At 37.2% G+C, this 13,505-nt stretch carries 16 protein-coding genes and 1 pseudogene; 4 read left to right on the top strand and 13 right to left on the bottom strand.

Annotated elements, in window-relative coordinates; all coding sequences use genetic code 11:
- Positions 1–3 precede the first annotated feature (3 nt).
- The 3 genes from ACHWSC_RS24140 to ACHWSC_RS24130 form a co-directional block, all read right to left on the bottom strand.
- Entirely contained in the window at positions 4–603 is a 600-nt protein-coding gene (locus tag ACHWSC_RS24140; protein WP_394678479.1) for a hypothetical protein, read from the bottom strand.
- An 86-nt stretch (positions 604–689) separates the two neighbouring features.
- Positions 690–1,652, bottom strand: a complete 963-nt coding sequence (locus ACHWSC_RS24135; protein ID WP_394678478.1) for a hypothetical protein — start codon at positions 1,650–1,652, stop codon at positions 690–692.
- A 626-nt stretch (positions 1,653–2,278) separates the two neighbouring features.
- Positions 2,279–2,731, bottom strand: coding sequence for a hypothetical protein (locus ACHWSC_RS24130; RefSeq protein WP_394678477.1), 453 nt, complete (start codon positions 2,729–2,731; stop codon positions 2,279–2,281).
- Between the two features lie 151 nt (positions 2,732–2,882).
- Here ACHWSC_RS24130 and ACHWSC_RS24125 point away from each other — a divergent pair, with 151 nt between their 5' ends.
- A complete protein-coding gene (locus ACHWSC_RS24125) occupies positions 2,883–3,692 on the top strand; it encodes a LuxR C-terminal-related transcriptional regulator (RefSeq protein ID WP_394678476.1) in 810 nt (269 codons plus the stop codon).
- Positions 3,693–3,922: 230 nt separating this feature from the next.
- Here ACHWSC_RS24125 and ACHWSC_RS24120 read toward each other — a convergent pair.
- From ACHWSC_RS24120 to ACHWSC_RS24095, 6 genes and pseudogenes are all read right to left on the bottom strand, one after another.
- A pseudogene (locus ACHWSC_RS24120) lies at positions 3,923–4,228 on the bottom strand (integrase core domain-containing protein); the annotation flags it as partial.
- 201 nt (positions 4,229–4,429) lie between these two features.
- Entirely contained in the window at positions 4,430–4,888 is a 459-nt protein-coding gene (locus tag ACHWSC_RS24115) for a hypothetical protein (RefSeq protein ID WP_394678475.1), read from the bottom strand.
- A 99-nt stretch (positions 4,889–4,987) separates the two neighbouring features.
- Positions 4,988–5,530 carry a hypothetical protein gene (locus ACHWSC_RS24110; protein WP_394678474.1) on the bottom strand — a complete coding sequence of 181 codons (543 nt, stop codon included), beginning with the start codon at positions 5,528–5,530 and terminating at the stop codon, positions 4,988–4,990.
- Positions 5,520–5,990: a hypothetical protein gene (locus ACHWSC_RS24105; RefSeq protein ID WP_394678473.1), complete on the bottom strand. Its 471-nt coding sequence runs from the start codon at positions 5,988–5,990 to the stop codon at positions 5,520–5,522. The genes ACHWSC_RS24110 and ACHWSC_RS24105 overlap by 11 nt, the downstream gene beginning before the upstream one ends.
- A 104-nt stretch (positions 5,991–6,094) precedes the next feature.
- Positions 6,095–6,469 (bottom strand): hypothetical protein, encoded by a 375-nt coding sequence (locus ACHWSC_RS24100; protein ID WP_394678472.1) that lies wholly within the window; start codon positions 6,467–6,469, stop codon positions 6,095–6,097.
- A gap of 42 nt (positions 6,470–6,511) precedes the next feature.
- Positions 6,512–7,009, bottom strand: coding sequence for a hypothetical protein (locus ACHWSC_RS24095; protein WP_394678471.1), 498 nt, complete (start codon positions 7,007–7,009; stop codon positions 6,512–6,514).
- Positions 7,010–7,594: 585 nt separating this feature from the next.
- Here ACHWSC_RS24095 and ACHWSC_RS24090 point away from each other — a divergent pair.
- From ACHWSC_RS24090 to ACHWSC_RS24080, 3 genes are all read left to right on the top strand, one after another.
- Entirely contained in the window at positions 7,595–7,990 is a 396-nt protein-coding gene (locus ACHWSC_RS24090; RefSeq protein WP_394678470.1) for a (deoxy)nucleoside triphosphate pyrophosphohydrolase, read from the top strand.
- 53 nt (positions 7,991–8,043) lie between these two features.
- Positions 8,044–8,502, top strand: coding sequence for a hypothetical protein (locus tag ACHWSC_RS24085; protein ID WP_394678469.1), 459 nt, complete (start codon positions 8,044–8,046; stop codon positions 8,500–8,502).
- 284 nt (positions 8,503–8,786) lie between these two features.
- Positions 8,787–9,293: an RNA polymerase sigma-70 factor gene (locus tag ACHWSC_RS24080; RefSeq protein WP_394678468.1), complete on the top strand. Its 507-nt coding sequence runs from the start codon at positions 8,787–8,789 to the stop codon at positions 9,291–9,293.
- A gap of 22 nt (positions 9,294–9,315) precedes the next feature.
- Here ACHWSC_RS24080 and ACHWSC_RS24075 read toward each other — a convergent pair whose 3' ends face one another.
- Genes ACHWSC_RS24075 through ACHWSC_RS24060 form a run of 4 tightly spaced genes read right to left on the bottom strand, consistent with a single transcriptional unit; the run spans position 9,316 to position 13,505 of the window.
- Entirely contained in the window at positions 9,316–10,461 is a 1,146-nt protein-coding gene (locus ACHWSC_RS24075; RefSeq protein ID WP_394678467.1) for a cytochrome-c peroxidase, read from the bottom strand.
- A gap of 26 nt (positions 10,462–10,487) precedes the next feature.
- Entirely contained in the window at positions 10,488–11,612 is a 1,125-nt protein-coding gene (locus ACHWSC_RS24070; RefSeq protein ID WP_394678466.1) for a clostripain-related cysteine peptidase, read from the bottom strand.
- Between the two features lie 10 nt (positions 11,613–11,622).
- The gene (locus ACHWSC_RS24065) at positions 11,623–12,633 is read right to left on the bottom strand and encodes a DUF4302 domain-containing protein (RefSeq protein ID WP_394678465.1); all 1,011 of its coding nucleotides are present in this window, start codon (positions 12,631–12,633) and stop codon (positions 11,623–11,625) included.
- A gap of 2 nt (positions 12,634–12,635) precedes the next feature.
- Positions 12,636–13,505, bottom strand: coding sequence for a substrate import-associated zinc metallohydrolase lipoprotein (locus ACHWSC_RS24060; RefSeq protein ID WP_394678464.1), 870 nt, complete (start codon positions 13,503–13,505; stop codon positions 12,636–12,638).

Here is a 13,505-nt window from a genome sequence, read left to right as displayed (position 1 = left end):
TGTTTACCTGAACTTTTGTTTTTGTTTTACGCTTTTTGTTGTAGTAACTGCAGCGCTGATGCTGTTCTTTTCCGCGATCTGATTCACCATGCTCCAGAGAACAGCCATTCGTTCGGGGCAGACAACAAAAGCCCGGAGTCCTTCGCTGACCGAGGCACCAGCGCAACTGACACATATTTCGATAAAGCCAATTACCTTATTACTATCATCGTAAAAAACAAGTAGATGCCGTGGTTCATAACATCCAGCAACTATCATTTCTTCACAGCGCTGACTTTGATACAAGGTATACTGCCAATCTGCACATTGCGCGGAATCCAATTGCACTCCCTTCGCGATACTGTCTAGCGGGATATTTATAAGTCCATCTGCAATCAGTGCATTGGGATTCTTTCCAGTCTTAAGGTACCATAATAAGCGATTACTGATGTAGAATAATAGTTCTACTCGTTCAGCTATCTTGAAAGGATCAAAGCCCCTAGTATCTCCCGTTTCAACGATGGGAGTAATTCGCGCTTTCTTCCCCTTGTAAAGTGTTACCTGTTCCTGAGCGGATAGACTCAGGAAAGATAACAGTAGATATAGTAGGATGGTGTAACGCATGAGAAATGATAACTGTAATTCCCAATTAATACCTTCAGCAATTTAATTCAACGTGTGAAACCTCAGGATCAACATTACTGATATTGTTATTTATTCAAGAGTCCTGTCAAAGTATTGTAGCTTTCTATAAAATTTAATCCGATGGAAAAATAAGGTTTACCATGGTTCACTCCATTTATGGTACTTCCAAAACCGACACTTACCATGTTGTAAAATGTAGAGGCTGATACGCCTGCTCCTATAGTCGTGTTATCTCCATTTTGAAAAACGTGAAGCATCGGTCCAAAACTAGGAGAAAAAAAATGGCTCAAGAAACTACTGGAACGACGAGGTTTATATCGAAACGTATAGCCTATACTTGCTGCCGGAGAAAATTCTGTAAATTCTGATTTTGCAATTTTAACGAAACTAAAACCTCCTGTTGGATTTTGTTTCCATCCAAAATCATCATAGATTAAGGTCATTGTAAAACCTGTCTTATTTTTAGCTTTGTTATTTACATGAAGGATGATTTTATCCTCTTCTGCAATTTCCTCCCAAGCTAAATTGATTTCACCAGAATAAGATTCGCCCGATACTTTATCCGTTTTTATTTGATAACCGTATTGAACTCCGGTAGTTTGTAATACAGGTGAATCACTTGCATTTTTCATGAGCCCTTCATTATTGGTTTCTTCAACTACTTCTGTAAAACCAAATACACTTAACGGTTTTATCGTTTTATCTTTTCGTTGAATATATGCTAAAACCTGCAGGTCACAATCTGTTCCTAATGCGTCAATATAATCCTTTTTAAAGTCGAGATGTATCTGAGATCCTTTTTTAATATAATCCATTCCTGCTCCAAGTATAAATTTATAAGTGGTATTATATCCGTTTGCTTTTGGCATTCGCTCTGTGATCGTTACAAAATTTATAGGGTTATAAATGTCATCAGATATACTTTTATTATCTAATTTTAATCGGTTATATAAGGTGTCTTTTGTAACCTGTCCTTGCGCTATTCCTACACATCCTAGGAAAAATAGCAGAAGTAAGCTTTTTTTCATAATTGTTATAAGTGTTTATTACCAATACAGATATATTCCATAATACAAAGTATTGGCTTTTGTCTGATATTTTCTTTTCTCGTTTTTAATATAGGCAGCAGACATATTACCTGCTTAATGGCAAGCAACCGGTTTACCAGCAAGTTTGCACCGCCCTTCAATATAACTGTGGCCCACAGTCTGTACAAGCATTGCTCAACAGCTTTGTACTAAAATTCAGAAATGTAATTATCGTTCTCATCGTTAATTATTTGGTGTATGCTTGGAAGAATAAATCCTTTTTATAAAATAAGTTCGCCTTCAGTGGACTTACCAATAATTGGCCTTTAAATATATTGCTAAGTTCAACTTTTAATACGTGCAGAGAAATACCCCAAATGGGGTATTTTTAAAATATCTATTGAGATGCAGTAGTTTTTAAGGAATGAGATTGGAGGATAATGAGCAAACTGGGTGCCTATCGTTTAGAGTTACGAAAATTATTGATCTCCTTGATAAGTAATGGGATGTTCTTATCGAGATACGGTTTTTCCATAGGGCTATCCGCAGCCGTTTTGAGATCAGACTTGTATAGTACCAAAGAATGTAATATAAATTGAAATGAGTGTAATAAAATAAATCCAAGGCTAGCGTGAATGCTTTCGCATCTTATCGATCAATTTCAGCAATGCAGTTCGATTTTTGGCATCATGGTAAAATTTGGGCAGCTTTTCGAGCAAGGTAAAATGACTTCGTTCTTTATGTTCACGTAATTTGGCCGAAATATAACTTTCTAAATAATCAAGATGGGCGTAATTATAAGCCCAAACAACATCATCTTTAAAGGTATGTACCAACCACAATTCTGCACTGAAATAAATATGTGCTGCCACCTCTATATGTCCTTTAATTCCAAACAACCGTGTCTCTGTTGTTTTTTCTTTGTTATAACCACAGCATATACACTGCAACCTTGATTTTTTGTTCGCATAATCTACACTTGCCACAGCCTGCCTTCCGCATGTCGGACAGACAACCAATACCTCTGTCTGAAAATCGGTCAGTCTCTTGTTCTGCTCATTAAAACGTTCAGTTTTCATTAAATTAATCTATCATATCAAATACTAATTTACAGCAAAGCATTTGTTAGCTATATACCCCAATTGAGGTATATTAAAATATTTTTTATATTTTAGTAAGAATAAATAACCTATTTATTAAGCCACGTTATTGACTACTGACCGAGCGCCTATGGAACCTAAGAAACATCATCACCTCCTCGCCGACCTTTGGGAAAGTTATCCCGATGCATTGTCAAATGATTTTCAATCAGAAAAACCGTATGGTATTGTGAATCACCTATCGGATATTTTGGCAGTTGGTCCATATTACCATTATGTAATCAATATAGCTGACTATTCGCTTTCTCAAGTTTCAGAAAGTATCACAAGTATCCATGGATTGGCTACTCAACCAAATACAATAAGGGAGATCATAGACCAAATACATCCGGAGGATCTGGAGTTTGTGCTGAAAGCAGAGGAAGCCACATTAGTCAAAATGAAGGAAATTGGGTTTGAACACCAACTGTTTTTGAAAACGTCCTATTGCTTTCGCATGCGTGTTGCTAAGGGTGATTATCACCTGTTTCATCATCAAGCTATACATCTTGCTAAGGATGATTTAGGGCGTTTGACTTCCGCATTGAATATCCATACCGATGTACAACACATCACACAAAGTAATAATAAAATTGTGCTCGTTACAGGTATTGGTACGCGTGATGATTATTGTCAGATCGACTTATCAAAACAGCTTCCACAATTTGAGATCCCTAAACTTTCCAAGCGCGAGATGGAAATCGTATCCTTGGTTGCCAAAGGTAACTCCAGTCCGCAGATTGCTGAAAAGCTTTTTATCTCGCCCGATACTGTAAGGACACATCGGAAAAACCTATTTCGGAAAACGGGAACAAAAAGCGTAGGTGAATTTATCTGCAAATGTATTGAATGGGGATTACTGCAGCTGATTTGTTTTTCTAATATAGAATTTTTCATATAAAAACGTGGTAGCCGAAAAATAGACATGCTGTAAAAGAGCTAGAAGCATATTTAACAAAAGGCCGTAAATGGTGGCTACATGAGGGCCCCAGACTATTGGTGAAGCAGAGATTTTATAGAGGACAAGCTGATAACCGCAACAGACAATAGTATGTCTAAAAATTTCTGATAAACGAAATACCTTTACCGTCAGTGAAACTCTATGAATATCGTTTTGAGGGAACAGAAAGATCAGCGATCAGCAGTTATTGTGAGCTGAAAGTTAACAAATTCTTTGTGAGTTAAATCATTCAGTGTCCTATGCGGTCTGTAATGATTATATTCCCTCCTGAAATGTTCAATCCTATGCTAACATCTTCAAGCGACAGGAACCAGTTTACTGACAGAAATTCGTCTCTGAATTTACCATTGAAAGACTCCAGATATAGGTTGTCAGTGGTTTGCCGGGTCTGGAGAAATCCACTATTATCTGATTTTCGTAGGCCACCTATCTACATCGTTTGATATAAACTCACTGCCATTGTCACACTGGAATCTAAAAGTTAACTGAAAATGATCTGGTTCACTGGATCTTGCAAAATCTCTTATTTGGTCAATATAAGTTCTAACTCCGGTTCCATGAGAAACCCTTTTTGAGTCAATGATATAAATATTCAAAATGAAGGGGTTATTATACTTTTTATGTTATTATTTCGGGATTGGTCAAGAGCATATCAATTAATCTGTTAATTGATATGCTCATTCATTACTAAAACTCAGATAAAGAATATTTTTCTTTTTATCAAAAAGAAAAATACCTTTTTCAGAAAATCCAAATTCAGTCTTACGGATTTCGATGCTATAATATAAATCCTCCAGCCTGATCCTTTTCAGCATTCTACTCAAAAAAATCTCCTGGTAAATACCATTTCCAAAAGCAATCCTAACAAGCTGTTTGTCTTGATCAAATATTAATACTTTGGACGGAATTTGGGCTCTACCAAAATTACCTGTTGTATCTATTGTCGCTTTTTGACATTTGATCCATCGAATATTTTTAACATAATCTAATGCTTCATTACTTCTCAATTTTATGGCGATACTAGATTCCCCTCTATTCTCATTGCCAAAAAACTTCCGATATTCATAAATAATGGTATCCTTTTTTTCGTCCAACTTCAGCCCAAAGATGGTTTCATTATAATCTGCCAATGACATTGTCCTCAAATTATCGTTACAAGACACGATTAAAAAACAACAAATTAGCCAACAATAAAAGTTTCTATTTATAACATCCATACTGTTCCCTTCACAGCATCAATTATCAAATATTAAAAAGAGAACGCTAGTGGTTTTGTCATAAATTAGAACCTTGTTTTCAGTATTACCAAATTGGGTTTTATTTGACTCAATTTTATAGTAAACTTCTGTTAATTTGATATCTTTTAACATCTGTCTTAAATCTAAAAATCTAAAAGACATCTCATCATATAATATTTCGATATATTGGTTTTCTCTATCAAATATTACAGGATATTCTTTGTGAAGATCTTTAAAATTATATTTCCCTGGGACTAACTGCCCGGGCTTAGATTTTAGCCACTTAAAAAATTGCAGATCTTTTATCGTTTCACCATTAATTACCTTAGCTATTATAAATGCCTGCCCCCTATTTTCGTTACCAGGAAAATTTCTGGAATCATCTAGAATACTATCTTCTTCTAGGGTCAATCCAAACTTTTCTCTTGTAAAGTCACTTAATGGCATTGTCCGCAAATTATCATGACAAGAGTAAACAATAAAGCAAAAAAAAGTTAAAACTATACTTATTTTCCACCGCCAATTCACGCTATTTTCCATCTTTTAATTCTTCAAAGATTTCAAATGGAATATTTCCATAAGTAATGTCAAAATTTGCTGATTGTTCTGGCCCCATTTCATTGATTAATCGTGTTACGTATTCACTTCCAAACGATCTTGTCCCATTGTCAAAATTATAATAATCATACAAACCAACCATCTGTCCCGTAGAATCATAAATACCTGTAAATTTGCCCAACGCGCCCTCATACTTATCTATGATAGCTTGGTTGTTAGTATCAGCTTCGTAGGTACCCAATACGGTCGCATAGTATAACTTCCCATCGTTCGCTAATATAGGTTTCAGTTGTCCCATTTCCGCGGAGCTTAAATTAGGTTTCAATGTTTTAAGTTCATTAAAATCGCTTTCGGACAGCACATAAGATCCATCTTTGGCTTTACCATGCCACCAGATATCGAAAAGTTCCTTTTCAAAATTAGAATCTAAAAATCCAGCCATTGAGCCAGCAATATTTATATCTGTCTCATCAGAAAGCTGGCCTAAAAGAGGAACAAGGCTGCTTAAAACGCTTTTAAATTGCGCTAAAAATTTAGTGACAGCAACTAATCATCAATCAATTTGTTGCGATCAATTTCAAAATTATAATTATTCGAATCTCTTAGCACACTGTGAACGTTAATATTTAGTTCAGAAGCTAGCCGCCCCTCTAAAAGATATGTTAAAATGGCTCTATTGTTGTCTCCATAGTGCTCATTTAAAAATTGGAATTGTTCCAATTCTGTGTTATATCCTCCGAACTGACCTGTCTGATAATTTAATGATTGAAGTGACTGTGTATCCTTAGAAGATACAATGTAGTAGATTCCATCACCATTTACAGAATTCGCGGGGTTGTTTTCTAAATAACTACCACCTTGGCTTGTGTTATTCGGATTATAAAGAGTAGTTCCTCCTCCAGAGGTATTAAAATTACTCATGAAAAAACCTTCAAGATTGAGACCAGATCCATCCTGATTATTTTAAATATATTGGTATATTTCTTTTTGTATTAGAGACATACCTTGCGTAGGGTCTGAAGCGGTATAACCACTATATCCTTGTTGTGGATTTTGGCCATTATAGTTGTATGACCCACTCCCAGAACCATTATAATTGGTTGGCTGATTGCCTTCATTAGTTCCGTTTCCTGGAAAACCACTATTGGAATCGCCATTTCCTCCAAAGCCATATCCGCTATAACTATTATGATGGCCATTAGAATAAACATCAACGGTAGGGATAACTATATGCCATGCAGAATTGCTCATGGACGAATCCATTGGAGTAAATGTTCTTGTATTAAAATCATATCTTCCACTCGGGATATCGGTCAGGTCGCCATTGGCTAATTTATTCCAGATATCGTTAAATGATCCACCTCCTCCACCCGTTCCTCCCAGTGTATTGTGCAACTCGATCTCTCGCAATAGATTTAGCTCAGAAGACAGTACATCGAGCGTATACTTATTTATTTTCATAAAAATAGGACTATGGATTTAATAATTTTTACTAATTGCCTCTAAATTAAATAATTTTCATAAAACCCAAAAGAAATAAAATAACGCAATCGATTGTTCTATTTTTAATTCGTTAATAAAAAGCACTTCCGTATTAAATAAATTTAGACATGTGTTAACTTTCAAAAAAATAGCAATTTTGAGATCATTTCAATTTTGACGCCTTTTTGGAAAAGAAGTTGTACGTAAGCGTAAAAGCCTACAAGGAACCACTGAATAGTTAGTTAGTTGGAATCGAAAGAAATTTAATTGGAAATCATCAAGCATGCCCCCTGATAGACTGTATCTCACTGGATCCAAAATTTTCGATAAAGATGATGACAATTGGGCTACCAATAGGAACTTTGAACCTAAACAGAAATATTTTTCATTCGGTAATGAGTTTTTAAAAGATAAAAACTGACAGGATATTTTAAAATATGCTGAAAGTTTAGTTCAAACATATGTAAAATCCGAAGATTTCAAAACTTTAATTTTTGCCCAAGCGATAGCAATAACGGTGGGATTTGATGATGGCGAGTTAACGATAATAAAATCTCAATAACTATGGATCTTATCAAAGTTGTTTGCGGGATTATATTCAAAGATGATCTTGTTCTGATTTGTCGACGGAAACCTGAAAAGTCATTAGGTGGCTATCGGGAGTTCCCTAGCGGTAAGGTTGAGGATGGTGAATCTAATGAAGAATCGCTGCTTCGAGAATTGATCGAAGAGCTCAACTTGAAAGTCAAAATCAAACAGCACTTTTTCAATACGGTACATCAGTACGATAATGGCGCTATCGAATTGATCTCGTTCATTTGTGAGAGCGAGAATATAGCTTCAGAGTCTACCGACCATGATCAACTCGAGTGGGTAAAGGTTAGTGATCTATTAGGCTGGAAGCTTGCTCCCGCTGATATTCCTATTGCGAAGAAACTGATTGAAGAATTTAAAGGCTAGAGATTGCAAAGAGTTTTAGAAATAACCGCAGACTAGAAACAAGAAACCACAAAATGCTATTTAAAGATTTTTCAGAAAATGAACTTTGCATCTTCATGAATGGCAAACTTATCTACAAACGATGGTTGGATACGGGCGTGTCAAAAGTGTTCGACGTAATGGCATATGACAAATACACCCTTGCTAGCATAAAAGAGCTTACCAACGAATATGGATTATTGATAGTCAAGGCAAGAGTAAAGCTAATAACTACTGAGCAAGGCGGCCGAAAAACAGGCATCATCTCAGGTTATAGCCCCAATCACGTGTTTGAATATGCGTCAGAAGGTAAATTACAGGAGAATTATATAGGTAATATAAATTTTAAGGGCGAGGATCTAATGCCCGGTGAAGAAAGGATTACGACTATTCGCTTTCTCCTTGTAAAAGAGCTGGAGCAATATTTGACAAAAGGCCGTAAATGGTGGCTACATGAAGGACCTAGACTTATTGGTGAAGCAGAAGTGTTATAAAAACGTTCTCAATAGCCGAAAGGAAATTTGAAATAAAACTTCCGAAATAGCTGATTAAATTGCTATTGGTTATGAATGGTGGTTATAAAAAGCCTTATGCTTTTCAGATGGATGTACCAACTTCCTGGGCTGAAAATCATATTCCACTTGATAGTATCAACGGGATTCTTCTAGATTACATCACATCAGTATCACGATAAAAACAAATTTTAAAAACATTATTTGTAATCATTCTAAATAATATTATATTTGAATAAATAATTTCGGCCGTATCATCGTTACTTATGTGGACATTTGGAAAATTGAGATCTTTTGAAAAACTTTTTAAATCATATTGGTTTAAGGTGTACGATATGTGCTGTTATTATCTCAAAGAAACTGAAATGGCCAAAGATCTAACACAAAACATATTCTTGGATCTTTGGGAGCGTCGTGTCAATTTTGAAAGCAGAGTTGATATGGAAAAGTATTTAACGAGGTGCTCTAAATTTCAAGTGCTTAATTATTTCAGATATGCTCGTAGAATTGAACTTTTGGCATTGGAAGATATGCCTGAACAACATACGGCAAATTATCTAAGGCCCGATTTGCAGATGCAATACAAAGAAATTGAGGAACGTATTGAAAGGCAAATGCAAAAATTATCTGAACCAGCACGTACAGTTTTCTATCTTAGCCGAAGAGAGTATCTCTCCTACAAACAGATAGCTGAACGTCTAGGCATTTCCACTTCAACGGTCGAATATCATATCAGCAATTCCCTTAGAACTTTACGTCGGGAATTGCTGTAATCTAAACTCTTGCCTGTTTTTTCTATCTCGGCAATTGTTCCGGCCTACGCATTTTGTATTCTGTAGCTGTAATTGCACCCAAAAAAGCAATCACATCCTGTATCTCTTGTTTAGACAATTTGAGCGCTTTCATTTTGGGATCCGTAATCGGGGCCATAGGATCTGCCGCTTTAACTGCCGGTTTAGCGGTATTCATTTGCATTCCACTATTGTAGATGTTTAGTAGCCCTGTAATATTATCAAATAGACCATTGTGCATCCAAGGAGCTGTATTCATAACATCCCTTAAAGATGGAGTCCTAAATTTGCCAACATCATCAGGATCTCCTGTCACGTGGTAACGTCCGAGGTCTTCATATTTACGTTTGTAATAAGTGAGCCCGATGTTGTGAAAGTCCTCATCTGTCAAATATTGTCCATAATGACAGTTCATACAGCGTGCCTTGGTGCGAAATAAATGTAATCCTCTTATTTCTTGATCATTCATTTTACTATAATCGCCTTTCAAAAAAAGGTCGAACCGACTTTGTCTGCTAGAAATGGTACGCTGAAAAGCCGCAAGTGCTTCCGCAAGTTGATCAAATGATACTTTTTCCCTGTTAAATGCCGCCTTGAAAAGGCTGCGATATCCCTTATAATGTGCCAATTTTTTAGGAAGCTTTTTAATATCCATGGCCATTTCATCATGAGCAGCGATCGGGCTTTTAACCTGTTCTTCTAAGGTGGTAGCCCTACCGTCCCAAAAAAATGTCTTTCGTTCGCGTACATTCAATAATGAAATAGTATTTCTTTTCCCTTCCTGGTGGTCGTGTCCTATGGAAGTCGACAGCTTATCAGCCCATGAATTTTGCGGACTGTGACAGGTGCTACAGGAGATCTGATTAGAACCCGAAAGTAAAGGATCGAAAAATAACATTTTCCCCAAAACCACTTTCGGTTGTTCCATAAGCCGAAAATAAGCCGTATCGAAATCCGGTAGGGCTGAAAATTCCTCCCAAGCAGTTCCCGAATCAATAGTTGGCTTGGGCCAATTTGAAGTTGGCTGGCTGTATGCCGCTCTTAGGGAGTCCTTGTCGAACATCTCCCTTTCGACAGCAAGCTGTTGATAAGAGGATAAAAAAATTGCGAGCAAAATACAAAGCCCTAATACCATACTAATCTGTTTCATTTGAATATTTTTTGCTATACATTGAATTATGGGACCCATTTAAAAAGATAATTCGCAGCACTGGCATTATACCAATCCAGTGTTTTATAATATGGATGTACCCAGTTATTATCCGCATGTGGAATATACATCGACAATCCACTGTAAGACCTAATTTCTTTTCCATTAAATTGTGCTGTATGGGCTTTAAATAATATACTGGATTCTAGCGCTTGCTTTAATCCACTCAGATCAGCCTTGGGAAAATTGAGCTGATAAAATTCCAAAAGATCAAATCCTGCCGTCGGCGAGCCTTCGGCAAAATCCAGACGCTGTACGTTATCTCTTTCTAAAACAGACCAAGTAGCACTTTGTAAACGTAGAATCCCTCCTACCTGCGCCGCCAAAATTGGCAATTTTTGATTATCGACCAACGTTATCGTCGCCGACTGATAAAGTCCATTCTGTTGGTTGTAGTAATCGTAATAAGCCTCGGCCGCCTGTTTGAGCCCATGGGCTAAATCCGTTTGATATAAATACCTCAACATGGTATGATACGGCATTCCCACGGCGATCACCTCTGCCGGAGATGCCAATATATAATGTGCCTTATCCCTGAGTTGATAAATAACCTCCACACTTGCCATAGAGCAGGCATCAAATACCAAAAAATCCAAATCATCGGGTAGTGCATTTTTTAATGATATAATATCCATTGTCTCTCCGGCGTCATCGCCAAAAGATTTTAGTCTGATCGATGGATCAGGTAACCAAGACGTGGCATGTGACCATAGTATTAGTCCATATGATTCCGCAGGAGCCAAGCCTTGCATATCTTGAATAACGGATCGCATGACCAAAGGGTCTGATGAATTATGTTCAGCGTAAGTTTTGACAATGCGGCTACCAATAGCTGTTCCGGTGTCATAACTTATTTCATAAATGGCAGGGGCAACATTTTTCAAACGCGCATATACCAACAGTTTGCCATCGACATCTTTAAATGCAGACTCCATCTGGTTGATATTGGTGTATGCATCGCCATTCAAGCTGTTATTCGCGGCCATATAGACCATTACGGTTCGTCCTGTGGAATGTGGTAACTCGTCCTTGGAACAGCTTGAAAAAGCGAGTGTTAAGACATAAAGTATAAAATATTTAATGGATCTCATCGTCTTTATTCTAGTTGCTTGTATAAGTTGTTGTCAAGACTTCTTCTCCTTGTTTGCCATAAGCTACAAAATCAATATCAAGTTGACTACCCGACAAACGCACGTCTTTAGCCACAAAATAATGGGTACCAAGATGATCAGCCAGGTAACGCACGTGTGTGCTGGTCGATATATTTTGATTAACACTAAATGGAAAAAATGACAATGCATTGTGACCTACTGTTACAGCTGTCTGATAGCTATTGTTTTCCTTTCTAAAATATATCCAAAAAACATGAAAAGGTTGTAATGCCTTGGTCGATACATCTCGATTAAAGGGGTCATTCCGACGAAAAGTAGTCAATAAGGAGGATAGTATTGCCGAACTTGTCCATATTGTCGATGCTATTTTAGTTTTATTTTGATCAACGATATCAATTGCAATTACTTTTGTTGGATTCAGAAAGTTTTGCTGCCATTTATTGATATCATCGATATCGAAATAGCGGTATTCATCAGCCCATTTCCAGCCTTTAGGGCGTCTAAATAATTGATAGGTTGCTCCCCCTTCTGGTTGGTATACCCCGCCACTACGGTAGCATTGGAGGGTGATTGTATCTTTGGAAACGTTCATTACTTTAAAAATATGATCGGTAAGGTCAGAACCTTCTGCCCCGATCCGGTATAATGCACTAATCAATGATCCCGTACTAAATGTGAGCAAGGGTTGTGCGGTACCTTTTCCTATTTCAAAATAGGTTGGCGCAGCATTGGACAGCCCATAGACTGTACGTATGGCGACTGTATTTTTAACAGTATCAAACTTCATGACAATAGGTGTATAGGCCACTTCGCTCAGACTACTTTTGACCATCATGACCCAACCATCTGTTGCATCTTGCAAGCCAGACTTCAGATCAGAAATAAGGGCTGCTTGCCGTTCTTCTGCGTCAGATACCGAACGTGTCAGATGATCTTTTTCACAGCTAGAAAATAGCAGTACTAAAACTCCCCAAACGATTATTTTTATCCGTGTATTCATTTTTAATAGACCGTTTTATAGATGACGGAATCAATGACCTCATGCAAACGATGTAAATCCATTCCCTTATCAAGATAATATTGATGAACCATATTGTACTTCGTTTCCAATTTAGGATTCGCTTTGACAATTGCTGCAATAGCTTGCCTATTATTCATGACCATCGACTCTACTGATGTTGCAAAATCTTCTTCTGGCGCATAGCCACCATAAGGTAAGAAAAAACCATCCGCATTGGCCTGTGCAGTATATTTGCTGCTATAGTTAAGTCCGTAATACTCCCCCTGCGATATGCGATCGTATTGATATCCACGACCGTATTTGTGATCTTGCTGATGAGCATGCTCATGATAAATCGTGGCCATCAGCTGCCGTAATGCTGTTTTATTCGTCTTATCAAAATTATTGATGCCACCTATTCCCAAGCGATAAAACTGAGCATTGAGCCCTGCTCCAGCCGCTGCTCCGGCAACGGTGATATCGTTAAAATGTACATAGCCCCCCACCATGACAAATTCGATGGGAGTTTCTTTCTGAAAATAGACCGGAAAGTTTTCTTTCAATGGTTTAAGCCAAAAGTCCCGTAATATAATTCGTGTATATTCAAGTGCCTTCTCGTAGTTTGGTGGCACAAAAAATGTTGTTCCATCTAAAATACGGGGCGTGTACTCGTAAATTATCTTTACCCCATAATCGTTGTAAATACTGTCACATAATGAATCAAGGCCATTCCATTTGTCGGGAGATTTGCTTTGGACAGCAAAATAATCTACGTAGGATGGCGGTGCTATTGTATCTTCTTTCTGACAAGCAAGCAGTGTGCAAAATATGCCCAAAAGGAATCGTTTTTTACGTATAAATATGTTCATCAT

The organism is uncultured Sphingobacterium sp. (assembly GCF_964277905.1).
GTDB lineage: Bacteria > Bacteroidota > Bacteroidia > Sphingobacteriales > Sphingobacteriaceae > Sphingobacterium > Sphingobacterium siyangense.
The sequence above is the reverse complement of the archived record's forward strand: the minus strand, read 5'-3'. Positions and strand labels throughout refer to the sequence as shown.